Source organism: Vibrio sp. D3 (genome assembly GCF_043995865.1).
GTDB classification, from domain to species: Bacteria; Pseudomonadota; Gammaproteobacteria; order Enterobacterales; family Vibrionaceae; genus Vibrio; species Vibrio diabolicus.
Genome location: NZ_CP171886.1, coordinates 1,419,977 through 1,444,400, shown reverse-complemented (window position 1 = coordinate 1,444,400; position 24,424 = coordinate 1,419,977). Strand labels below are relative to the sequence as shown.

The 24,424-nt window shown below is 41.4% G+C and carries 22 protein-coding genes; 12 read left to right on the top strand and 10 right to left on the bottom strand.

From position 1 onward, the window contains the following. Positions 1-45 precede the first annotated feature (45 nt). The 6 genes from dpdE to dpdA (ACHFJ9_RS06310) all read right to left on the bottom strand — a co-directional run bounded on the left by dpdE (position 46) and on the right by dpdA (ACHFJ9_RS06310) (position 7,755). Positions 46-3,153 (bottom strand): protein DpdE, encoded by a 3,108-nt coding sequence (gene dpdE, locus ACHFJ9_RS06335; RefSeq protein ID WP_395354305.1) that lies wholly within the window; start codon positions 3,151-3,153, stop codon positions 46-48. A 300-nt stretch (positions 3,154-3,453) separates the two neighbouring features. Beyond that, positions 3,454-4,086, bottom strand: a complete 633-nt coding sequence (folE, locus tag ACHFJ9_RS06330) for a GTP cyclohydrolase I FolE (RefSeq protein WP_395354303.1) — start codon at positions 4,084-4,086, stop codon at positions 3,454-3,456. A 7-nt stretch (positions 4,087-4,093) separates the two neighbouring features. Further along, a complete protein-coding gene (queC, locus tag ACHFJ9_RS06325) occupies positions 4,094-4,771 on the bottom strand; it encodes a 7-cyano-7-deazaguanine synthase QueC (protein WP_263147852.1) in 678 nt (225 codons plus the stop codon). Between the two features lie 9 nt (positions 4,772-4,780). Then, a complete protein-coding gene (gene queE, locus ACHFJ9_RS06320) occupies positions 4,781-5,473 on the bottom strand; it encodes a 7-carboxy-7-deazaguanine synthase QueE (protein WP_263147855.1) in 693 nt (230 codons plus the stop codon). After that, positions 5,430-6,539, bottom strand: coding sequence for a DGQHR domain-containing protein DpdB (gene dbpB, locus ACHFJ9_RS06315; RefSeq protein ID WP_395354300.1), 1,110 nt, complete (start codon positions 6,537-6,539; stop codon positions 5,430-5,432). Before dbpB ends, queE begins: the two co-directional genes overlap by 44 nt. Then, positions 6,505-7,755: a tRNA-guanine transglycosylase DpdA gene (dpdA, locus tag ACHFJ9_RS06310; RefSeq protein WP_395354298.1), complete on the bottom strand. Its 1,251-nt coding sequence runs from the start codon at positions 7,753-7,755 to the stop codon at positions 6,505-6,507. The genes dbpB and dpdA (ACHFJ9_RS06310) overlap by 35 nt, the downstream gene beginning before the upstream one ends. A 96-nt stretch (positions 7,756-7,851) precedes the next feature. Between dpdA (ACHFJ9_RS06310) and ACHFJ9_RS06305 the strand changes: the two genes are divergently transcribed. The 5 genes from ACHFJ9_RS06305 (at position 7,852) to ACHFJ9_RS06285 (ending at position 13,746) form a co-directional block, all read left to right on the top strand. Beyond that, the gene (locus ACHFJ9_RS06305; RefSeq protein ID WP_263147865.1) at positions 7,852-8,784 is read left to right on the top strand and encodes a DUF6884 domain-containing protein; all 933 of its coding nucleotides are present in this window, start codon (positions 7,852-7,854) and stop codon (positions 8,782-8,784) included. Beyond that, positions 8,781-10,193 (top strand): tRNA-guanine transglycosylase DpdA, encoded by a 1,413-nt coding sequence (gene dpdA / locus ACHFJ9_RS06300; protein WP_395354295.1) that lies wholly within the window; start codon positions 8,781-8,783, stop codon positions 10,191-10,193. Before ACHFJ9_RS06305 ends, dpdA (ACHFJ9_RS06300) begins: the two co-directional genes overlap by 4 nt. A 3-nt stretch (positions 10,194-10,196) precedes the next feature. After that, positions 10,197-11,414 carry a DGQHR domain-containing protein gene (locus tag ACHFJ9_RS06295; RefSeq protein WP_395354293.1) on the top strand — a complete coding sequence of 406 codons (1,218 nt, stop codon included), beginning with the start codon at positions 10,197-10,199 and terminating at the stop codon, positions 11,412-11,414. 434 nt (positions 11,415-11,848) lie between these two features. Then, on the top strand, positions 11,849-12,733 hold the full coding sequence (locus tag ACHFJ9_RS06290; RefSeq protein ID WP_395354291.1) for a 6-carboxytetrahydropterin synthase: 885 nt from the start codon (positions 11,849-11,851) through the stop codon (positions 12,731-12,733). Positions 12,734-12,789: 56 nt separating this feature from the next. Beyond that, positions 12,790-13,746 (top strand): hypothetical protein, encoded by a 957-nt coding sequence (locus tag ACHFJ9_RS06285; protein WP_395354289.1) that lies wholly within the window; start codon positions 12,790-12,792, stop codon positions 13,744-13,746. A 141-nt stretch (positions 13,747-13,887) separates the two neighbouring features. On the opposite strand, the gene ACHFJ9_RS06280 is transcribed toward ACHFJ9_RS06285, so the two are convergent. Continuing rightward, a complete protein-coding gene (locus tag ACHFJ9_RS06280) occupies positions 13,888-15,480 on the bottom strand; it encodes a DUF4145 domain-containing protein (protein ID WP_395354287.1) in 1,593 nt (530 codons plus the stop codon). Positions 15,481-15,566: 86 nt separating this feature from the next. Between ACHFJ9_RS06280 and ACHFJ9_RS06275 the strand changes: the two genes are divergently transcribed. The 3 genes from ACHFJ9_RS06275 (at position 15,567) to ACHFJ9_RS06265 (ending at position 18,705) form a co-directional block, all read left to right on the top strand. After that, the gene (locus ACHFJ9_RS06275; protein WP_395354285.1) at positions 15,567-16,595 is read left to right on the top strand and encodes a helix-turn-helix transcriptional regulator; all 1,029 of its coding nucleotides are present in this window, start codon (positions 15,567-15,569) and stop codon (positions 16,593-16,595) included. Between the two features lie 375 nt (positions 16,596-16,970). Then, on the top strand, positions 16,971-18,278 hold the full coding sequence (locus ACHFJ9_RS06270; RefSeq protein WP_395354283.1) for a hypothetical protein: 1,308 nt from the start codon (positions 16,971-16,973) through the stop codon (positions 18,276-18,278). An 88-nt stretch (positions 18,279-18,366) separates the two neighbouring features. Further along, on the top strand, positions 18,367-18,705 hold the full coding sequence (locus ACHFJ9_RS06265; RefSeq protein WP_395354281.1) for a hypothetical protein: 339 nt from the start codon (positions 18,367-18,369) through the stop codon (positions 18,703-18,705). A gap of 484 nt (positions 18,706-19,189) precedes the next feature. On the opposite strand, the gene ACHFJ9_RS06260 is transcribed toward ACHFJ9_RS06265, so the two are convergent. Together ACHFJ9_RS06260 and ACHFJ9_RS06255 are read right to left on the bottom strand one after the other, a co-directional pair. Further along, positions 19,190-19,498 carry a hypothetical protein gene (locus ACHFJ9_RS06260; protein ID WP_395354279.1) on the bottom strand — a complete coding sequence of 103 codons (309 nt, stop codon included), beginning with the start codon at positions 19,496-19,498 and terminating at the stop codon, positions 19,190-19,192. Further along, positions 19,495-20,061: a recombinase family protein gene (locus ACHFJ9_RS06255; RefSeq protein WP_395354277.1), complete on the bottom strand. Its 567-nt coding sequence runs from the start codon at positions 20,059-20,061 to the stop codon at positions 19,495-19,497. Before ACHFJ9_RS06255 ends, ACHFJ9_RS06260 begins: the two co-directional genes overlap by 4 nt. Before the next feature lie 429 nt (positions 20,062-20,490). Here ACHFJ9_RS06255 and ACHFJ9_RS06250 point away from each other — a divergent pair, with 429 nt between their 5' ends. The 4 genes from ACHFJ9_RS06250 (at position 20,491) to ACHFJ9_RS06235 (ending at position 23,219) form a co-directional block, all read left to right on the top strand. Then, on the top strand, positions 20,491-20,649 hold the full coding sequence (locus ACHFJ9_RS06250; RefSeq protein ID WP_395354275.1) for a hypothetical protein: 159 nt from the start codon (positions 20,491-20,493) through the stop codon (positions 20,647-20,649). A gap of 78 nt (positions 20,650-20,727) precedes the next feature. Next, positions 20,728-21,156 carry a hypothetical protein gene (locus ACHFJ9_RS06245; RefSeq protein ID WP_395354273.1) on the top strand — a complete coding sequence of 143 codons (429 nt, stop codon included), beginning with the start codon at positions 20,728-20,730 and terminating at the stop codon, positions 21,154-21,156. Between the two features lie 328 nt (positions 21,157-21,484). Then, entirely contained in the window at positions 21,485-21,820 is a 336-nt protein-coding gene (locus ACHFJ9_RS06240) for a multiprotein-bridging factor 1 family protein (protein ID WP_395354271.1), read from the top strand. Further along, positions 21,813-23,219, top strand: a complete 1,407-nt coding sequence (locus tag ACHFJ9_RS06235; protein WP_395354269.1) for a HipA domain-containing protein — start codon at positions 21,813-21,815, stop codon at positions 23,217-23,219. Before ACHFJ9_RS06240 ends, ACHFJ9_RS06235 begins: the two co-directional genes overlap by 8 nt. A 425-nt stretch (positions 23,220-23,644) precedes the next feature. Here ACHFJ9_RS06235 and ACHFJ9_RS06230 read toward each other — a convergent pair whose 3' ends face one another. Then, entirely contained in the window at positions 23,645-24,421 is a 777-nt protein-coding gene (locus ACHFJ9_RS06230) for a hypothetical protein (protein ID WP_395354267.1), read from the bottom strand. Positions 24,422-24,424 lie beyond the last annotated feature (3 nt).

Below are 24,424 nucleotides of genomic sequence, written 5' to 3'. Positions count from 1 at the left end.
GTTTTTCTAACATATTGCTTGGGTAAAAATCACAAAACTTCATAACTAAGCACCAATCAACAGTACATACTTCAAGGTCAGCAATTGCGCTTGAGGGATAACCTCCCCAACTTCACTTTGTTGCTCAAACTGCTCTATAGCATCAGCCTTACTTTTCTCAAGAACGGTATCCAATGCGTTGATAAATCTGGTCTTGCTTACCAAAGGTTCAATCAACGGCCATACATCTGTATTACTTTCGTCAGATTGGATAGTGATATTTGTGTCCTGGTAAGGCACCTGATTACCGCCAATTTCTACTTGGCTAGGGTCCGAACTGTATGCAGCGCTCACTAGGGTTGCCATATTCAATGGCGTAGGGCTCCCGCTTTCGCCGAATACTCCAAGAGAAACAACAGGTGGATATTGTGCATCAAGAACGATTTGCTCTGATGTAGAGTGTGCTTTCCCTTCAACCAACCACTGTGGAATAAAAAATAGCATTGGCTCTTGTTGAATTGGGATCTTACGAATGATTGCGCTACTGTTTGCTAGCGTCGAGTGACGAGAGACCTCAGCAATAGCATCGACAAACGGCTGACCATATCTCAGTGGGTAGCTACCAGTTTCCACACTCTTCACTCTGGATAGAGACAATTCCTGCGTGACAGGTGACTTATAATCAGAGGCTTCGATATCTAGCCCTACAAGACATTTATCTATTAGTGTCGACGTCCGCATTCGAGTCGAACCGGAAAAGTATTTAAAACGATATACATCACTGGTTTCAGTGCCCTGAGACCTAAATAGCATCCCGTGTTCAATCCAATCGACAAGCGCAGTTGACTCTTCAAATCTTTCATCATCTTCGCGCATTTGGGTAAGGCGCTTTTCAGCCTCTTCTGCGTCGATATCGACGGTGGCAAGTTTTGCAATAATATCTAAATGGTTATAAGTACTATGCGTTTTATCTCGAAGTTTCTCTTCTGCATCCTCTAATGCCAAATAGCCTTCTTGTAAGACAGATGGCCAAATTTCTTGCTGAAGCAGAGTGTCTATTTCATCTTGGATATTCGCTCTGTAATGAGCAAAACAGCCAACACCTTCCATCAATGATTTCACCCATTTGCTATAAAATGTACTTCTCGAAGTAGAAAGAATCATTGTATCAATAGGATTTACACCCGTAGACAATGCACTATAGCGATTCAAGCGACCGTTACGTTGCTCAATTCGACTGATCGCCATTGGCATGCTGTAATGTATCGCTAATCGAGTCTTACCTTGTAGGTTAAGACCATCTTCTCCTCTTTCATCACAGACTAATACCCTGGTCTGCTCATCCAAGTTAAACGTTGGTGCTTGCCCCTGTTGATGACGTTCAACAACAACATCGATGCTCTCGGTAAGAAACTGATATACATTATCAGCCGTTAACCTATCTCCACAAAAAACAACGGCTTTGCCTTCAGGCCGTGATAATAGCCATACTGATAATGCTTCACTCAATGCATTGTTTTTAGACAACTGCTCACTCTCGACTTGCTCGAGCATATGTGTCCAATGAGAGAGTTCTAAATTGGATTTATTCGTGTTATTCAAGTGCTTCTCTACAGTTTCTGAGAAGCTAATTGGACTTGTAAGCAGCGACTCCACTATTTGTTTAAATTGGGTCAAATCTAGCGGATTAAATTCCTCACTAGCTATCATCTCGGAACGATACTGCTCAAAATGTTCATCAAGATACGCCTCGTCTTTTGGTGCATCCCAGACGATGGTTTGAACTGGATTTAAACCCGGGAACAAATTTTCGATCTGACTGACCTCATCTTCCACTATGCCTGTAGCTCTGGAAGTGCGAATCATTCTGTAGTCAAAAAGGTACTTATTGTTTAGGTATTCAGATAACTGTTGCAGCAAAATCTGACGTTGCTCTGGATCCTTGTCCATGGCAAACATATTGACGTGAGGTTGGAGAGTTTGAACTAACTCATCTAAAGTTTCATCCTCTATGTCCAAATCCATTAAGTCATTTAATGAAGTGAAAAGTAAGAAGTCTTCATTCTCTGGCACAAAAATACGGCTTAGCTCTCTAATACGATCTTGGATAGGAAGCAGTTGATTAAACAGTTCTACTGAACTATCCGTTAGTGGGAAGTGTTCAGAGTTGAGTAGATGTAGCAATGCCAGATAAGCTGAACGATGGTCTGCCATTGGAGTACCGGTCAACAACAAAGTAATCTCTGATTGATTAGTCAGTGCTGAAATTGAGCTAAATAACTCCTTTTCCATCAAATTACCATCGAATGGATGACTTGAAATCTGGTGCGCTTCATCTACCACTACCATGGTTGGCTCATGTTCATATGTCAGAGCCTGACTGAAGGTTAGAATATCGACGTTAGGTTTATCGTTATCTTCATCGGTGTTTAACACTGCACCTAAATGGAAGCGTTCTGTCAGTTCTTGCTGCCATTGCTGAATAAGAGCATCAGGCACCAAGACCAGTACTTTTGAATCACGCCCTTTTTCGAGTACGTGCTGTCTAATGATAAACCCGGCCTCAATAGTTTTCCCCAAGCCAACTTCATCACAGAGCAAGTATTTTTTGTCGGTATCTTTAAGTACTTCATATACTGCTGCCAACTGGTGCTTTTCTAATTCTACAGAGCTTGAAAGCAGTGCTGAGATTGAACGGCAAGAGCGGCGTTGGAAGTAATAATCGGAATAAAATTTTGAAAGCAGATTACAAAGGAACGGTGACGACGAGGCCTGGCCTTTCAAAAAATCGGCTACGTTAAAGTGTTTATTGGGATAAGCATTAGGCACATAAAGTTCCGTCAAATCATAGGTACCTTTCAACTCCTTGGAAAAAACGACTAGAGTTTGCTCTACAGGCATAACGCCTTGGTAGTACCCCATCTTCCAAGAGTTAGTGCCAGGAAATTGAACATAAACCTCAGTATTTAACTTCAAATCCGTTTTATCACCCAAAGCCGTAACTGCGATAAGATCTTTAGCCTGCACAATAAGTCTATTTGCCAAAGGAGCAAGTGGGGAAGCAAAAAAACCGATTTCTGCTGATTGCGTATGAGTATCTATCGATACAATCTTACCTACGCCAGTAAAAGAATTTGAACTTGTAACTAGAGAACCAACCTTTACAGAAGACATCCCATTTAACCCTTAAACTTAAAACGAACCTATACCAATGAAAATGATACCAAACTTAATGTATATTAATATTTGATATTACTAACATTATTCAAAGATAGACATGCGGCTCCAACAATGAATGGAGCACCATACTATATAAAAAGATAACTTCACTGTAACTAGATCAAGTTTAAGCACTCAAACTTTGTATCAAGCATGAACATCGAAGAATGGGGTAATTATATAGTGACAGGCGACATCATTTGTCGCCTGTCACTATAACTCTGAAGAATTTTATCGGAAGGGACTAGGCGAGATTCAAGTACTATCCATTTTTACTTTTTTAAAATAACCGCCTGTTTTGACGGTTGCAGTTGTGCTCGTGACGTCCTTAACACCGCGACTCTTAACACAATAATGCGTCGCTTCAAGCTTCACATAAATATCATCTACATCGAGAAGTGACTTCAAAGCCAAGTAAATCTGAGCAGTAAGTCGTTCTTGAACCTGAGGTCTTTGTGCAAAAAATCTCACGATTCGATTGATTTTCGATAACCCAATAACTTTGTCTTTCGGGATGTAAGCGACGGTTGCCTTGCCATCGAACACAACAAGGTGATGTTCACATGTACTCGTAAATGATATGTCTTTAACAACTATTTCTTCGTCTACATACATCTTATTTTCGATGGTAGTTATCTTTGGAAAGTTGCTATAGTCGAGGCCTGAAAAAATCTCATCGACATACATCTTAGCGATCCTAGAGGGTGTTTCTGCCAAGCTATCGTCCGTTAAATCTAGAGCAAGAGTTCCGAGAATGTCACGCGCCGCTTTTTCTATGACTTCAAAGCGCTCATCATGGCTTAACTCCTGATTGACCATAGGAGTTTCCAAACCCGCAGAAACCAAAGCATCGCGTACTATTGCAGCTTCATTTGATAATGTACACATTCTTTACTCAATTTGTATTTTCACTAAGGTACGCGTCTTTATTTTGCTCGTAAGTCGAAAGACCTTCCGCTCTTAGTTTGCATGACGGGCAGTCACCACAACCAGTGCCGACAACACCGTTATAGCAAGTCAGTGTTTTTTCTTTAACGTATTCTAATTTGCCATAGTTATCAGCCATCGCCCATGTTTGCGCTTTATCTAACCACATAAGAGGGGTAATCAACGATATGTCATATTCCATACCTTGTTGGAGTGCACTCTGCATTGCTTTTACAAATGAATCACGGCAATCTGGATACCCAGAAAAGTCTGTCTCACAAACCCCCGTAATCACTGATGCAGCGCCAATTTGGTACGCATAGATACCTGCAAGGGTTAGAAACAATATATTACGACCTGGCACGAAAGAGTTTGGTAAACCATTACTTTGCAGTTCATGTGACACTGGAATATCATCACGAGTCAATGAACTGATGGCTAACTCATTTAGCAAAGATACATCCAGTACCTTATGTGCCTTCACGCCTAGTTCTTGGGCAATATTTTGAGCAACTTCAATTTCTAGTTTATGCCTTTGCCCATAATCGAAAGTAATTGCATGTACTTCATCATACTTTTCTAATGCTTCGATAAGACAAGTCGTAGAGTCTTGACCACCACTAAAAACAACAACAGCTTTATTCATCATCTACTCCTAAGCTATTTGAAGGTATTTGTGTGTCTGAATTGATAGGCGCCAGTTGTTAACAATACAGTGTTGAATACACAACTCTGTCGCTCTTGGCTTTTGGCTAATCGGTTGAAGTGCAATGACAACATCTTTCTTTGTTTCATGCTCACCAAGCATTTTAACTAAATTTTCTATGTCTTTCTCTGTGCCAACCGGATGCTTGACTTCATTGGCACGCCCAACTGCAGAGCCCAGAATTTTGAAGCCACCTTTCATATTTACTTTTGGAGAAACGGTTACCCACGTATCAGGGGTTGTTTTGATCTCAAATGTGCCGCTCGTTTCGATTTGGCAAGAAAATCCATTTTTTTCTAACTGGGTGGTTAAGTCCGTTAGGTCATACATACAAGGCTCACCACCTGTAATCACGACATGCTTTGCGGTCCAGTGTTCTTGAAAATATGTAATTAACTCAGAGATAGTCGTATTCGACCAAGTATTAGAGTCTTGATCTTTATCTGCTACATCAACTAACGCCACTTGAGCGCAAGCATCCACTTCCCAAGTATGTTTTGTATCACACCACGCGCACCCTACAGGGCACCCCTGCAGGCGAAGAAAAATAGAAGGTACACCTGTGTAAACTCCTTCACCTTGAATGGTTTCAAAAATTTCATTGACTTTTAACAAGCGTAACCTCTCTTTCTTGTAAGTCATAAATGCGTGTCAGGTAGTCTGTTATCAGATTGATATCTTGAGATAGGTTTTGGATTTGATTCCATTTTCTGGTAATCGGTTGACCTTCAATATCGGCACCGAAATCCCAACTTCCACCACTCCATCTACAGAATGGCTTCAATCTGACTAACCTTTTCTTAGCGAAATCAAAAAAACTGCCCTGCTTACCATCAACTTCATATGAATAGAACATTTCATCAAACAACTGCCCCAACGCTAGTATACCCGCACCATGGAACAACCTGGATTCCTTAGGTTTTTTACCCCAATCATCGGGAAACGCTTCTTTGACGGCCAGGAAATAATCATTTAGCAGGCTAGTCATAATACCACAATCTTCTGGGCTATAACTTTCTTGTGCTTGGTTTCTAAATGCATATAGAGCACCTTCTCTTAAACTGTTGTCCAACATTTTCATTAAAGAATTATCAGCAATAACCCCTAATGGGTTTGTTACTAACTTAACTAACCCAAATAGTGGAGATGACTCATCAAAGTTAAGGATTTGGACTAACAATGAAGGGAGTTTTCTTCTCGTCAACTCTTGATTAAACACTCCATTTGCATGCGGCAATAGCTCATAAATCAAACTTTTCGGAAGTGGTTTAGCAGAGTTGATCAATAAAAACTGCTGCCTTTCAAAGTCTTGGTTGTCGTTTATAAATGCACATACAGGAAGATAAAAGTCTCTTCTATCTGCAAGCCTAAGTGCAGCCAAACGCTGCTGGCCATCGACAATCAAAGCACTTTTAGGTACATCCGGTATTATCAGATCGAATATCTCACCATCAATCTGTTGCAACTCGACATCACTAGAAAGACTCATGATAATTGAGTTTGGGATAATACCGTCTTCACTCCCTAAGTAATCTGCAATATTATTAATGTGGTTTCTAACCTCTGGCCTTTGATACCCTTCTAGAACTTTCTGCTTTCGTTCAATACGAGTAATCATTGACACAGACTCTAGCTCATCTAAGTTCATGTTAAATTGGAAGAGCTGAACGTTATTACTTTGCTGAATTTTCAATGCTTTTTTCTTCATGAACCTGCACCAAATTATTGTAGAAATCATGTAGATTATGAAATGCTCGTCGCTTGTTTCGTTCCGACCCCCGAAAGATTAACGCCTCGATACCTACGTGCTTGCAGATATTACAGCCACACATTTCCCAAGGCCGGTCTTGCAGTGTTCGTCGGTATTCTGAATTTAGATAACTATCTCTGCCAAGCACCAACTGCTCATATTCACTAATCGCATTGATTGTATCCTCTAGACCTAACTGACGCTTTTCGTAAAGGCGCAGTGCACAAAGAGCGCTTCTTTCTAATTTAGAGACTTGTTCCTGTTTAATCTTTCCTGATGAAATTGCGTTTTTAACTCTAGTATTACTACAAGATTGCGGTAATCGAATTGCACAGTACGTTTTACCATTTAGTCTATAGTTGCGCTTTTCATTTAAGAAAGATTGTTTGAGCGGAGTTGTACTATCAATGCTAATTACATTGCGTTTTGCCAAGTGAGGAATAATCTCTTCGCGACCGATTCCTAATAAATGAAGACCATAACCCCCAGGGACTTGCGTATGGATTTCATCCAAAAGCTCACATATTTGCTTTGAGTTCAAAGTTACGATCCCCCCTATAGTGATATGCCTATACCCCATATGCTTTAGCGCTCTCACAGAACGGATATAGCTAGATTTATCCCACCCTTGAGCGACACCGTAAGGAGTGAATGAGTAGTGTCTATTATGCCTTAAAAAAACTTCTGCATTATTGAGTGACAATTCAACGCGTGTACGATGACTTTCAAATGCTTCATCTGATATTGGCTTCTTTGATTGTGAGTCACTATAACCCATTACAACATGGTCAAGTGACACACCACTATTGACCCGGGATTTCACATAAAAGTCAATCAAGTCATCAGTACTATATGGAGGTACCTCTTCGTTAATGTATGAAAACGCACCACTATCCCCCATAATTTGGAAATCAGATGTTAGACGAAAAAATCGATGGGCACCTTCTCTAAACAATCTGTATTTCTGCCCTCTTGAGTAACGGGTTTTATCCGTTTTACCCGGTATCCCCTCAACAATTGCTTTAGAAATTAACAAGCCGTCATAAGGCCTCTCCAGCAAGTGGTGCGCATAAACATCGTCCCGCTGGGTAACCCTCAATTTTTTGTATTTTTCAGTTTCAAAATTGAAGTTTGGGTCGACAAAATCCTGACTATCTGGGAAAAAGTATTTCATTTGCGCCTCCTGATAAAACAAAGCATATACGAAGTTTCATCTTTCAGCTAGACTTCAAACATAAGAAAAATCGATACAGCACTCTAGGTAAACCTTATGAGAAAAATACACTTATTAGTTCCTTGCACCGCAAGAAAAACTCTAGAAGTTTCAACATCAATGAACATAAGTGAGCATCTCTCTAGTGACATCCAAGATACTCTTGAGAATTGGGAACGTGCCTTTTCAAAGGTAACAAGCAAGACTAAAGCTGAGGATTTATATTCTGGGCAAGCATTTACTAAGCTACGTAATTACAGCAAAGAGTACGGTCTACCGTTGAAAATTCTGTCTGCAGGTTTTGGCCTAGTTGATGGAGAAACTGAGTTGCCTGGCTACAATGCGACTTTCGCCCAAAACAAAAATAGAGTCCCAACGCCCAAAAACGACTGGTGGAATACAGTAACTCAATCCTCACTTCCTAGTACTTCAATCAAAGATACTGTTAAAGATCATCCGCATGACAACTTTGTAATTGTTGCGAGTAACGAATATTTGCAAGCGATTCAGGAGGACTTGCTTGAAGCACTCTCCAGTTCAGAAAGTGCTAATGAACGCTTTACTATCGTAGCAACTTCAGTTCCTAAAATTTTGTCTGCCTATACAAAATGCTTTGTGAAATGCTCCCGTAAAGTCCTTCAACATCAAAATGCCAAGGCTTTCGGACTTAGCCTTGCAGATAGAAGTATTACAACTATTGCTACTCTTATGTTTTTAGAAAAATTGGCGCTTACAAAACCTGACTTCAGTGGTACTATCTCCGCCCTAAATAGTGAGTTCGCCGACCTGAAAGAAGTGCAAAGACCAAAGAAAGTGAGCCCGTCTCCTGAATTTATTGAAAATTTCATTCGACGTGAGATCGGTAGTGTAGACCGACCTGCCTCTTCAACTTCAATGCTTCGTCAATTCAGAAATAGTGGTTATGCCTGTTCTGCTGAACGCTTTGGTGAATTCTATAAACAAGTTAAATCAGAAAAAGGTTTATCGTGACTCAGTTCCGTTTCTACTTTCCAGACAATAAAGACTTTGTTGACCCAGAATTTAATGGTCGTGACAACAGTCGCACTAAACATCACCGTGTCTACGATGATGACCATTACCCACATCAAATCCTAACTGAACTACCATTTGACGGTATGCTAGTGTCTCTTGCTGGTGTAGGTACGATGCAAAAACGTGGCAAGTACTACGAGCAGGAACTAACCGAAGACTTTTACTTCCTTGGAGCTCGCGAGTTTTTACGTCTTAATAAACCTAAGTTTAAAGACGTGAAGCTAATGGGAGACTGTGGTGCCTTTGACTACCACGCAGAGAAAGAGCCACCATTTACCATCGACGAATTGGTTGAGTTCTACGACCGTGGCGGTTTTGACTACGGCATTTCACTCGACCACATTGTTTTCCCCTACTTTCGTAATGAAGAAGCTAAAGACGAGTTTATCGAAAAAGCCGGCTCGCACACTTACCATGAACTAATTGAAGAGAGTGAGCGCCGCATTAAGATCACTCTAGATAACGCGAGAGTGTTCTTAGAGCGATCTCAGAATTACTCATTTGAGGCTTACGGCGTAGCCCACGGTTACGATAAAAATTCATTCCTACGTTCAGTAAAAGATCTGCAAGATATGGGTTACCGCCGTATTACCATCGGCGGTATGATCAAAGCAAAAACAGACGAGCTACTTGAACTGCTTGAATTGCTTGGTGAAGTTCGTCACCCAGAAACTCAATTCCACCTACTGGGTATTTGTCGTTTCGACAACATTCCTGCATATGTGGAAGCCGGCGTAACAAGCGCAGATAGCACCTCTCCACTAATGCAAGGCCTGAAAGGCGGTAAGTACTACTCATTATCTGAGGATAACAGCTCGAAACTTGAAGAGTCATTAATGATTCGAGTACGCCAGTGTGACCATGACAACGTACAAAAACACATTGAAAAGTATCGTGATGAATTGCAAAAGCACATTAGCGAAATGGGTCGTAACGGTGAATATGATATCGATCTATCTAACACCGCACTATCTGTAAATGAGTGTGTTAAACGACTGGAAGTAGACTGCCTCAAGAAACTTCAGCACTTTGATGAGACTGCACTCGATCTAGAAGGTACAGTTAAGGCTCTAATTGCTTATGAGAAAGTAACTAATGAGGCGTACTTGCCATCAAAGCTTACTCCTTCAAAAGTAGCCACACTTAAGCGAAGTGAAGCAAAATATCGTACTTTCCTTGAACAGCGCGAATGGCGCGTATGTACGTGTGGTATTTGTAAAGGCGGTCTGATGAATATTATCTTCAGGTCGAACCAATCTAACCGTCGCAGAGGTATTCACAACCTTGCGATTGTTATTAAGCACAAAAACCGTGTTATCAAATCACTAGAGTCAGCAGCGAAATAACTCATGTCAGAAGTATTAAAAATTAAAGTAATTCAAGAAGTCGTAAACGGCGTTACTGTTTATACTGGCTGGGTTGAAGGTAAAAAGGTTCGTGACGTAGCGAAGATCGTACACATCACACGTGAAGGTGAATACATTCACGGCTACCAACGTAGTGAACTGCCGAAACACATTGAGTCGATCACCGATTACGTTGAATCCAAAAACTCGACCATCCTAGCAAACCTAGTGATTGGCTTTGATCACACAGTGAAATTTGAACCTATCGAAGAAGGCTCAGAGTTTGGTTACTTAGTTGTGCCCTATGACCCAGAAAAGCCTTCAAGTGAACTGCCTGGTGCGATTGTAGATGGTCAGCAACGCTCTGGTGGCGTGAAAAACAGCCACCACGAAAGCTACCCATTACCGGTATCTATCTTTATCTCAGAGAATGAAGCAGATTACATTCAGCAATTTTTGATCCTGAATCTAGGTAAACCGCTGACCTCAGTTCAGCTTAACGCCCTTGCTCTTTACGATGAGATCTACAAGCCGCCTGCACTAGCAGAAAAAGCCTTTCCATTGTCGATGTGTGAAGAACTTGGCTTCCGTAACCCAGAATCACCTCTATTTGGGTTAATTAAGTCAAATGGTAACAAGGACGGGATGATTGCGGAGTCGTCTATCACTGAGTTCGTGACAAATGTTCAGCGTCAACTGCTTAACACCCTTAATGTGCGTGTATATCAAGACCTTAATGAGAAGACTCGCAAGCAGTTCATCCAAGTATTACAAAACTTCTGGAGTGCGGTAGCAACGGTATTTCATGAAGAATGGGTGAAAAAATCTCGCGACATGAAACGTTCATACATTACACACGGTACTTCAATTGTTGGCTTCTCATACCTGTGCCGTCACATGCTGCGCTTGTTTATGACGCCATCGAAAAACGTTAACAATGAGTCAACACTGAACTCAGAGTTGCCGTCACCGGCGTTTTTTATCAAGGAGTTATCGCTAATCAAAGATCAATGTCACTTCAGTAGTGAGCATTGGGAACTTGGTTTGCTACGCACCACCCAAGAAGATAGCAACGGAAAACAATTAGAGATTAAGTACACACGCCGTTGGAACGACTTTCAAAATACGACATCTGAGAAGCAATTATTTGCGACTAATTTACTGCGTATTTATGAAGTCAGTAAAGGGTGGAGAGAAGACTACGATATTTATATAGACTGATAGAAAAAGAGAAGGAGTTTCCTTCTCTTTTTTTAATCCATCTCATCTATCAACTCGAAAACAAGTGTCAGTCGCTCATAATTACAAAGCTTTGCTAATTCACGTAATTCCTGAGGAGCCAACTGGTTATTCTGAGCTTTGTTTTTTAACTCTCCCCACCTAGAGGACGACTTCTTGGGGGTAATCTGCCCACTTGATACCCCTATAATAAAAGGGGTCAACTCAAATTCAAGCAGTCGTGAACACAAAATGGTCAACTTCCTAGAATCCATTTAAATACCTCTGCCTTACTTATAATTGTTGAAACCCAATCAATCTAACATCAAACAGAACTCAAAGTAACTTCCAAAATGCATTATTAAGTAACTAACAAACGACCATTAGTGAACAGTTTGATACAATAGAATGTAATTAAAACTTTAAAGGACTTTGATGTGAACCTTTTTGTTCGTGACCTCACCGTTATTGATTCTTCTTACCTTTCTGAAACGCGAGGAATGGTAGGTGAAAGTTGGATTTTAGATATCAGTCTATCTGGCGAACTCAATGAAATGAGCATGGTGTTGGATTTCGGTCAAGTAAAAAAGCAAATCAAACGATTAGTTGATGAGAATGTAGATCATAAATTAATCATACCAATTCAAAGCCCTCAAATATCAATTGCCAAGACTAAGGAGGGCTACTCAAGTATAGAACTAATGCGTGGGGATCAGAGTATTCACCTTCACTGCCCAGACGAAGCTCTATGTTTGGTTGATGCAAAAACAGTTACTATTGCTAGTGTCACTGAACACCTTTATGCCATTCTCCAAACCCACCTACCGAAGAATGTAACAGGGCTTGAATTAACATTGAGAACTGAAAACATAAACGGTGCTTTCTATCACTACTCACATGGCCTGAAAAAGCACGATGGAAATTGTCAACGTATCGCTCACGGCCATCGCTCTCCAATTGAAGTAATTGTTGATGGTATACGCGATTCAAAGCGTGAAGAGCAATTTGCTGAACGCTGGAATGATATCTATTTAGGTTCACGAGAAGACCAAGTATTGATTACTGCTCTATCATCATGCGCTCAAAACAACCAGATCAATGATCAAAGCCACTATGCTTTCAAGTACACCGCACCACAGGGCGAATTTGAATTGGCAATAGCTAAAAATGAAACTGAAGTATTGAATTCAGACACAACCATTGAATTACTAGTTAATTTTATTGCAGATGAAATTAAGAAAGACCTTACTACAGGGCAGGCTCTTAAAGTTATAGCTTATGAGGGCGTTGGTAAAGGAGCAATCGCCCAACGTTTAGCTTAGAGAAAAGAAGGAAACAAACTAGTTAAATTGATAAATACCAAAATGTTAAATGACCAATGTGTGAAACAAACTTCAGTAAAATAGACATCCCTTTTAATTACAGATACACCTGCTGGTTTTGTGGTGAACCGTCCATCGATTACGTTGACTTCCCAAAGTCAGCGAATTCTATTACCAAGTTAGAGCACTCTCCAATAACAGTTCCAGCATGCGACGAATGCTACAAAGTAAACTACCCAAATGACGTCCATTCTGTTTGGGCGTTACGAGATCAAGTCAAACACTTTCTGATTACCAAATATGCTAAGCATCTAGGTATAGGTGAAAACTGGACAGAACAAGAACTAAAGGAAACTGAATTTTCAGGTAACATTCTTGGAGGGTTTGGCAAAAGTGCTTGGGAGATGTATCAAATTGCCAAATCCCGAGTCTCTTTCAAGGGTTGGGAGATTACAGTCGATGAGGTGCCTCTAAATGGTTATGATGAAACTTCTGGGTTTAGTTTTGGTGGAGTTCGCTATCTATCACTGAACGCCTGCATCGATTATTACGTCAAAGCTACTGGTATCGACCGTAACCTATTGAGTGGCTTAATTGATATCGTTACAAGTGACCGCTTTGGATATGCGCTCCGAATTGCACAATTGAATAAGAATATTTCGAACAGAGAACGGGATGAGATTCTCGATGAAATCTCGACTCAAGAGTATGAACAAGAAGAAATTGATAACCTAACACCTAGTCCCCTATATGAAACGGATTATCTAGAAGACGTTGTCATTTCTGGCACAACTGCTCCTGCATTTGCTATTCAATGGGCAATACATAAACAAGTTAAAAATCTTGATGACCTATGTGCGTTGGAAGATGACTACTTCAATGATTTTGAGCACCTTGGAGGCCCTTCTGCATTTACCTCTTACAATGGTTTGCAGCTATACCTTGAGGCTAGGGAAAACCAAGAATGGGCTGAGTCGAACGACCCCAACCAAGATGCATGGTCATCAATCTAAGCTCTTCCTCATGTTTACCTTCGTCAAAGTCGTCAAACTCTAAATCTTCATAGCCAACACTAAACACCGCACCCAATGATTCGATAGCGAGTCATGTCAACTGGCCACCGAAAGCAAATACACGATAGACATCACTCTCTCCTATTTACGCTTTGCTTTTTTCGCTAGCTTACGTTTACGCTTCGCCTTCTCTTTTTCGGCTGAGTTTTTCTGCATCTTACCTTGGTTGCTAAACCCGACACGTTTTAGTACCGCTTTACCTTCGGCGCTATTGACGTATGTACGAGCTTCACTGTGTCCAGCATCTGCTGCCTCTTGCAATAGCGTCGGGATTGGTTTTGGTGTTTTAATGCCATCACGCATTTTGAACTTTTCAGGCGCTTTACTTAACGCCTGATTAACCATTGCATACTTCACATCCGCCGCACCTAATTCGTCACTCGCTTGCTGCACAGCCTGGTGATACACCTCAACCATCAGGTCATAGTGTTTGTTATCTGACGAAATTTGCTTATATAGACGTAATTCAACCTCTAAATATCCAGGAACACTTTCATAGCTATCAGCCAGCGTTTGAATAAGACTTTCATTATCAGCTTCACCGTAAACCGTTAAATCAAGATAAGACTTTAAGAATGAGATTCCAGGCGCTCGGCGTGATTGGCCTGCAACCAACGCAGAACGTAACGCTTTTAGAGACTCATCATTTGGCTCACTTTCATAAGCTTCTAGCTTCATAAAAGCATCAGCGGTAAAGGCTTCTGGTAAACGATGCTCAAGCGCGTGATCTACCCAGAATTCTTTGTCTGTATTTGTACGAAACGCTAGGTCGACCTCATAAGCCAGCGCTGGGTGGTAACCTTGATTGGCCGCTTGTCGTAGATAATCAAGGCCGAGTTTCACTTCTTGGTGTTTAAGTAAATAGGAACCAAATTCATAGGCAACTTCACCATCGTCATCAGACTTTAACGCCTGCTTAAAACAGCTCTTTGTATTGCGGTTCACCTCTTCTTGAAGCAATTTATTAGCGTAGCACTTTGCAAACAGTAGCCAGCTTTGTGGGTGGCCTTGGCGGTGTGCTTTCTCTAGCCAGTAAGTAAGATCTGCTTGTTTATCTAAGTAATGCTCTTTCTGCCACCAGCGAGATTTACCAGTTTGCTCACTCATTTCTAGCAGCTCTGTGTAAAACTTATTTGCGAGGTAATAGCTTGCTTCTTTCGAGCCTTTAAGCGCCTCTGTAACTACAGCAGATAGTTCACACGACGTAGGCTCTTGCCAAGTGTATGAGCACTGAGATTGCTTACCAAGAATCGTATCACCAAGGTAGTGTGCAATAGAGTAAAGGCTGCTCATATGCTGCTTCATTCGAGAGCGAGAAACCTTAAGTGTCGCTACGTAAGAGCCGTTCACTTCTGTCATATGTACTGAACGGTTACCATCATGACGAAGGGTGTTCATCTCATCTAGCACCCATTCATCAATCAAACCAGACGATTGCAGCATTTTGATTTTGTTCAACAAATCTCCATGAACAGGTGGGCGAAGTTTGAAATGCTTACCTAACTCATGACAAGCAAGCTCTACAAACAAACGGATTTTCGCCATACTCGACTGTCGGTCAGTAAAATAGTAGCGCTCAGCAAGGGTTGCTTGGTTATACAGCTCCTCTAACCCCTCTTTCAGAAAAGCGAAATTATCGTGACGATCATTCTCAAAGTGTGCTTGTGCTTGCATTTTTGCGCTCCTAATTACTGTCTATGAACGCTATACTAATTATCTAAGCGACAAAAAGTGTCGCTAAAAGAAAATTGGAGTAAACGATGAGTAAGCAGATCCTCCGTTATCAAAAGGTTTTAGAATCTATCCCCTGCTATCCAGACACCGTCTCGAGCCTGGACTTGCGAGATATGCTCGTTTCAGCGGAGCTCCTCCCTTCGAACGCTGATGAAAAAAGCCAACTTCGTAGCGTGCAACGCTGTATCAATAAAGTCACTGCCGACAATGTCAGTATTGAGGTTCTTGATGAGTCTCGCCCCTATCGCTATCAAGTTGCCAAGGGACACCGCCACCCAGTCAAGCCAGATGGCATGTCTTCCGTCGTTTCGTTGCAAGTGATTGAACAAGAAATCAAATCAATGCTGCCACCGACTTTACGCGCTGATGTAGACGCTATCTTTTCTTCACTCAAGCAAGAAGATACAAAACAGACAAAATTATGGAGTGAGCGCTTTTGTTATTTTCAACGAGAACTCCCTCTTGAGCCTCCAATGGTTGATGGGGATTTCTTTAAGTTGATTGAGAAAGCGCTGCTGGATAAGAAAGATATTGAGTTCACTTACCAGAAGCGCGGGGCGGTTGAACCAAAGGCCTATGCTCTAACACCGCTCGGGCTCTTTCTTCACGGCAATAGCTTTTATCTAGTTGGGATGCTACCAAATAACCCAAACGAAAAACGGACCTTCGCCCTGCACCGAATACACACCCTAAAAGCCAGCTTCAGTAGTACCAAGACACTAGGAGAATTTAATGTCAGAGAGTATGTCGAACAAAACGCTCGTCATTTCTCTGGTGGAGATATGCAAACCGTCACGTTGAAAATTGAGAACTATAGAGGGCTTCACCTGATTGAAGAGACGCTACTCTCGCCGACACAAAAGATCCTTCACCAAGATGATGACTTCACAACTGTAGAGGCCGAAGTACGAGACAGCCATACCTTTGAATGGTGGCTAATGAAAAACGCCAATATAGTTGAAGTTATAGCTCCCATTGAGCTAAGAAACAGCGTTATTGAGAACCTCAAAGCGAGCTTAAGGCTATATGAGACGGACGACTTGTCGGTTATATAGTTTTCATAGAAACCGATTACTTAACTCAGTAAATCATAACATATCACGTACTTCGCTCTACCTCAGATTTTTCCAAACACCCTAGTTCGATTGGCGAAGTTAAATGATGATTCGCGGTAGGTCTGCTAACTTATCTGGATCACGAATGCCATCACTGCCCACATATCGATATCTTGATTAGCAAGATCACATTATTCAAATCAAATTGTGATTCGAATAAGTGTGTTAATCGAATCATTAACTAGTAAAACTAAGTTCTACTGCTAAACGCCACTCTTGTTGAGGTTATTACTCCTGCCGAACTGGGAATCAGAATTATTGAAAACCTCAAGGCGAGCGTGGTTAGACATCAAAGGGGATCAACAAAAGTATCGAATGGATGACCGAAACGACTCGGTAGGCTTGAAATTACAAGTAAAGAGAAGCTTCAATGTAGAGTTTATTGCTCACTGGAAAAGCAAAAAATATCAAAAAATGTTTTCGCTTATAGAGATACCCAATCAAAAAAGGTATCTCAAAATGGAACACAGCAATGACACAATTCAACAGACAGTAAACACTTTTACTCTTTTTTATACGGCTCTAAGTACCATTAATGGTATGTCATGCCACGCCGTACTCCTGCTTTCTCATTTACTAAAGTTGCTGTACCTCAACAAGCCTGAACACCATCAAATCACATTTGGGGCAATGGAGGCTTTTAACCAACTTGGTCTTAGCCAAAGCGAATACAAAACGGCTAAACAAAAATTAAAGGAGTTAGGGATTGTGAGTGTGCAATCCAACGGTATTGGGCTACGTAATACCATTGAAATTAAACTGGGTGAGATCGCTACTTTGGCAGGCTTAGAATCATCCGCCCCAATAGACTCGGCTGATATAGATTTAATTTTGGCTGAATTGAAAGACAAGCCAAATTCATCAGAAATGTGTGGTGTCATTCGCTTCTTTCCTAAATTAGTCACAGGTGCCGGTCTCTCCATTACTGAAGCACTGATATTCAATCAGCTGAAATACCGTTCAGACTTCAAAAAGACTGTTATGTATTCCAGCGTACGATTAGCTAGGGAATTTGCTTGCGGAAAGACTAAGATATCTAACGCCCGCCAATCTCTCATTAATAAAGGGGTAATCGCTACCGTTAAACACGGAATTTGTAACCACATTGTCTATAAGCTAACAGTTAAAGGCGCCTTGCTAAGTAGACAAACTCTTTCATCTATACCAAAGCCACTAGCACCAAAAGAGCAAGACGTCTCTACTGAGGACATGGGCAAAAACCACCTTCTACCTGACAGTAAAATCGGCAATTCCAAAGTCAATAACGGCAATCCCCCAGTCGAAACAAGCAAACTACCTAGCCAAAATATGCCATCCATTAATAGAGCCCAAATAGATAAAAAGAGCTTAGGTGAGCCAAATCAACTTCTTCCACCTTATTGCCGCTCAAAGGAATACTCCGCTCAAGGGCTCCTAGCATTCATCAAACGAGAACGATGGGCGGATGTTCACCTATGGCATATGACTGATTCGCAGGTACGCACTTTTACGATTTACCTGGAAACCATGGGCGCACAGCCTATATGTGATGAAAATAATCTCCATACTTGGCTATCTCGTTTTAAAAATAGCCAACGATTTAATCGTTCTTTATCAGTAAGTAGATTAAACAATGCTACATAACAGGGTTAAATATTCTAGGGCTGGAGTGTTTGTCGGCTCTAGAATCAACCACACAATACCAGCATCAACTGCTCACGAGGATGGTGCGATGAATCTCAACTATGTTGCTTCTGTCACGACAGAAATTTTGCTTATAACAATTGCTCAAAATGAAGGTCTACTGACCATCGAAGATGCTTGGCAATTAGAAGGAGAGTATTACCAACAATTCGGAGATGCTCTAGAGATCGGAAGGGCTGGGCACGAGAGTACAAAGCTTGAGCTTCACCTTCTCAGCACCGTTCCAACACTCCTTTGTTGTCTTACGATACTTTGCTTTAGCCACCCCGACTTAACTCGTGCAGACCTAAGAGTTTTGGTTCAAAACCAAATATGTTCGTTAGTGTATGCATTGTATAAAAAACATGGTGGGAAGTGGTTTAACTAGGCCTTCTAACAAATACATACATTTCTTGTCGGGTAAGAACGACGTCGGACAATAATGGTATTTCCCCAGTCAAGGAATGTATGTATGACTAAAACACCCCCTTCACACCACACAGCAATTACACGAATTAGCCCAGTGAGTGTCATCACAGCAAACTGGATCATTTCGATAATCAACAAGTCGGATTTCATCACGCTGACAGAAGGAAGTATCAGGTACCGTTATAGAGGCCAGTTATCCACCTACATTTCGAGCCATATCCAAATGCCGAAACAAGCGAGTCATCAACTCAGCCGGCTCTATTGGGACTTGGATAAAGTCACCTTAGAGATTTTGAATCTGGGCCTAAAAGAGAGGAATGCTCAACGGCCAGAGTATATGCTTCCACAAATACAGCTAGCCATTGAGCCACACTATCATGCTCTTGTTAAAATATACTCTGCTGATTTGCTCGGCAGAATCTTTTGAATCAAAGCTATGTGCATCACAAATCGGTATTCGTATCTAGACAGATCTCGATATGACCGATAAAGACGAGCTCGATGACATCTGACTGTATTGCCTCGCTATGAGTACGGCAGTCAATCAACACTTCAGCGATCTTCTTTTCTAACCCTAACATCAACCGCACCCGTTGATGGGTACTGATTGAGTTTTCGTCAGAAAATAGATTACTCACGAAGTGGCGGTAGATTGATAGATCTTCCCCACTCTTAACCTCATTCCAGTCGAATACCCAACGTTCGACTGAAATGTATTGCGCTATCTGCTTTGCATAGTGTGGGATATTCATGCTCTCCCTCCTTCTCGCGTTTCACCAGATAGAACTCGGTACACGGTTGTGCGGCTGCATTGCAACTCAATACTGATTTGCCGCTTGTTCTTTCCGTTTCGATGCAACTCTCTTACTTTCCTGTGTAGCTCATAGTCTGGATACCTTCCTAAATGACGACCTTCATCTTTGGCTTTTTCTCTTCCTTCAGCACATCGCTGCAAAATCCGCTTGCGCTCTAGTTGAGCAAATGCAGCGATTGTTGTGTAAATCACTCGACCGATATCAGAGTTAATATCCAACTCACCTAAATCGTGAGCAATCAGGCCCGCACCTTTACTATTTAGCGTATCGGCAATCTGCAGAGCATCTATCGTATTTCGAGCGAGACGGTCAACTTTGCAAACATGGACAACATCACCCTCACGAGCAAAATCTAGCAATTTATTCAACTCTTCCCGGTCAGCAGATTTTCCACTCACTTTTTCTTCAAATATTTTCTCGCAGCCAAATTTTGTTAACTGCTCAACTTGCAGATCAAGTGTCTGATCATCACTTGACACTCTTGCATACCCAATTTCCATTTTCTTGCCCTCGCTATGTAACAAAAGTCCGGCCACATTCAGGAACATGACCTATTAGTGAAATGAAGAGTAAATGGACACTTTGAGCCGACAAGTTTTCAGTGTTCCAAAAGGTACACCTTAAAGTACATTCAGAATTGTGAGAGATTTGAGAATCGTAGTTCTGACGAAATACACAGTGGTAAACGCTCACTTTGTAGTGTCAGAAATCTAGATGCTAGGGGAGTAAATATTTAAGGGATGATGGGTAGTAAAACTTGGCCAAGAAGCAGAACCAAACAACTGAAAACTAATTTAACGGAACAAAAAGGATTGAAGTAGCTTGGTTTCATTCAATATCCTAAAATCAACGCTATATTTCAGATTCAATGGTAGTAAAACTAACATTCTAGATTTTCTGATCTCTAAATATGATATGAGGAGAAGAAATTGGCGACATTAGCACAAAGAGCTGCACTAGCCCGTGCGAGAGCAATGAAAGAGCTTGGTAAAATTCCGAGCTCTCGAACAAAACCTATTGAGCGCGATCTGATTCAGCCGCAAAACCAAGGTAATCCAACAAACAAGGACAGCAAAGAAGCCCAATGATATCGCTTATTGGAGTCTGTAAACGCAATGCTCTAGACTGAGTAATGTTGATAGAGCAATTGCCATTAGGAGCACGCGATGGAACCCTTCGAAGAAGAAATAAAACGTTTCCCTCTACTCACAGAGACACAAGCAGCCAAATACTTAGGTGGAGCCGCATCTACTAATCCATCAGCATTTCTACTCAAAGCAAAACAAGAGAAGCAGTTATTCGTGTTCTACTTTAATGATCCTGACGTTGCGCTAATACCTGAGTTTCAGTTTAACCCTAGCACCCATACCGTATATCCCTCAGTGCCGAGGCTTTGCCAACTTCTGGAAGGGCTAAACGATTACGGTGTATATATATGGCTTATTAACCATGATGAAGATTTAGGTGCTAGTCCTGCTGAAGTTTTGGGGACGACGGAGAATGAACAACTGCAAGACGATCTTTTCTATATAGCGGGCCTTTTCAAGTCTGACAGCACACTACAACAATTAAATTTTATAGCAGAAGATTCATAGTTATAAAACGTACTCCGTTTGTAAGAAGCTTTTGGACATTTCTGGAATGTTGAAGAAAGCTTCACCATCACAGGTCTTCTCAATTTTAGCTTTCATTGCTGCCTAGAACCTTGTTCTTTTCACATGGTGATTTTATGACACGCTTACTCCAGTGTAGCAAAAACAGTTTGCCACTAATTTGAACGAACAGGCAACTAGCAAATCAATCATAAGTTACTTAAATTACACTTTTAAAGAGTTTCTTATACAGCCACTATAAAAGTGAGTTATAGTGGACTTATGTATCACAGCAAACCCAATAGTAGCAAAAGTACATTAAAAGGCACTTATGAAAAAAGGTAAGATGGTAAAGGCACAACCTATGCCTGATTTGAATACCGAGTTCAGTATGGAAACACTGGGGTCTGCCATTCGCTCAAAGCGCACCGCCAGAGGCTGGCGTATTGATGATCTCGCTTCAAGGGCCAACTTATCTCGTAAAACAGTCATGAAGGTAGAAAAAGGCGATACCAGCGTCACCTTTGCCAATGTGCTCGTCCTCATGGATATCTTAGGGCTGTCGTTACGCCTTATTGATTTAAACCTATTTGTTCGTCCACATAGCCAAATAGCCTCCCAAGTTGAAAACAGCGTGAGAAACAATGAGGACGGTTGGTATGAGTAAGTTACAACGGTTAGACGTGTTTATCGGTACGAGTACTAAAATTGGTTGTTTGACTCTTCCTGTCGGAACAGAGACAGAATTCTCATTCATCTATGAAGATGAATGGAAACACGCGGGTTTTCCAATTTCGCCACACATCCCTTTCGATGATCAGGCTTCGCCACGTAGTATCGAGAACTACCTCAGAAATCTCCTCCCTGAAGGAGAAGCCTTTGAAGAGATGATACAAAGCACCACTATCTCCAAAAGCAATACATTCGGGCTTATTCGCCAGCTTGGTGCGGAAACATCTGGCGCATTGTCTTTTCGAGTTCCAGACTCAGAACCTCAAGAAACTAGTTTTAGACCTGTGCGTGATGATGAACTAATAGAACGACTAGAGCGAAATCTAGCGCCATTAGTGTACTGGGACGGTAAGGTTCGCCTTTCGGTTGCGGGTGTTCAAAACAAGTTAAACTTACTTAAGCGTGGTGATAAATGGGGGTTTGGTGAAGGCAAATTAAGTTCGAACTACATTCTGAAGTTTGAAAGCGGTAAAGCACCATGTATTGCTGTTAATGAGTTCTTTTGTATGACATTAGCCAAGCTAGTAGGTGTGGACGTCGCTCATGTTGATTTAACTCGCATTGGGAAGACTAGGACACTGATCATAGAGCGCTTCGATCGTGCCTATATTGATGCTCGTGATGTCGTTCAACGAAAACATGTTATTGATGGCTGTCAGGCAACTGGCTTACCTCCGGGTTACAAATACGAGCGTCAGAATGGGGATGAAGGCGATGGCGTATATATGCGTGATGGCGTTTCTTTCCCACGCCTACTGAGCGTCAAAACCATAGATACGGTAATTACCAACCTAAAGCTTACCCAATGGATGCTCTTTAATCTAGCAACGCTAAACTACGATGCTCATGGTAAAAATATTAGCTTCTTCGTCACCCCTAAAGGCCTGGAACTTACCCCTTTTTATGACTTAGTAAACATAGAAGCTATCGCTCTAGAGGGAGCAAAACGCAACTTACGAAGCGGTAAATTGTCTGCTGATGAGGGTCGTGCCGCCAGTATCCCTCAATATTTTGCAATGTCGATAGGAGATTGGGAAAGCGAAAACTTTCAAAACCCACCGAAAGGCAACTTCAAACGTCCTATCACCAGTTATGATCTAGCTGAATTCGGCGCTCTGCTTGGCTATTCAGGTACCAAAATGGCTTCCATAATGATAGAAACCGTTGGGGCTATAAAAAATGCCCTGATGAAAGCGATTGAACTTACCGAGGCTCAAGGAATCGATGATGGAGAGCGTGAACACATAGAGCTATGTGTCTCACTCATCCAAATAGAGTGTGAATACTTGCTAGAGCAAGCCGACAGTGTGCCAGAAATGAGTGAACTTCTTTAATGGCGAATGCAAGGGCTATAGTGAGTGATTTATAAATTATTTTTGGTGTTTCTGAGTTACGAATGCCATCAGTATCTGCCTTGTTCACATAAATAAAATATGGAAAAACTCTATATCAGCGGCCAGTTTTAGTGAACCACTACAGTTGGGCCAGTTAAGTATCGAAGCTTTTTATTTTAATAATATGCCCCCCCATAAAACTCACCTATTACCAATAGCCAACAACTCAAAATAAATTTGACGGCGCGATAAGGTATTGAAGGCTGCGAACCCATTACCGATCCTCAAATTCACGATATGTGGCGAATTAGGAGTTAGTAAAACCAACATTCTCTATATGGATTGAAGAGAAGGTATTGAGTACCGAGTGAATTGGAGCCTGATACAACGTATCAGGCTCAATTGGGGGAAGGTCACTGACTTTCTTAACGTGTCACTGTATGTACTGATTGAACGTAAAAACGTTTGGGCTCACCAGTAAACGCTGCTGTAGCCACGATACCTCGAAAGACAAGAGCGTGCCCCCCATGAGTTGCTTCACGAAAAGCACTGTCAAACTCCTCTGAACTAATTGGCTCAAACTCAATGTCTTCTGGTAAATCATCAGGGGCTTCAAAACAATAAGGCACGCCATTTAGTTTACTATTAGTCTCCACAAATTTTGTACCTTTGTTCTCTGAGCGTGTTAAGTGATGTTTGCCAGAAAATACATTTTCAACAACCTCAACCTGGTTTACATAAACAACATATTGATTTTCAAACGGTGGGCTTGATAGTTCACCGTCTTCAGTTAACAAAGTATGGCGTTTAAGGTAATCATAATTCTTACCAACCTGCTCTGGCGAGGTATCCGCAAGACACTCTTCAACAAGAGCACACCTTTCAACATCATCATAATCCCCATAAACGATATCCATTAATTTACGACGACGTTCAATTAGCTCCAAGAACCAATCATTGAACTTTTGCTCCAACTCATCTTGAGAAGCATGGCGCCCAGTTTTGAAAGTGATATTCGTAATTATCAATTTACCCAATTCAAAATCGAAACCAAGTTCGAATTCCTTCAGACCAAAGACATCTTGCAAGATCAAACGTAAGGTTCGGCGCAGTCCATAGACTAAGTCGATGTCCTCCTCAGACACTTGATTTAGCAGAAGTTTATAACCTAAAAGCAGTGTAAGTCGGATTGAATATTCCATAAG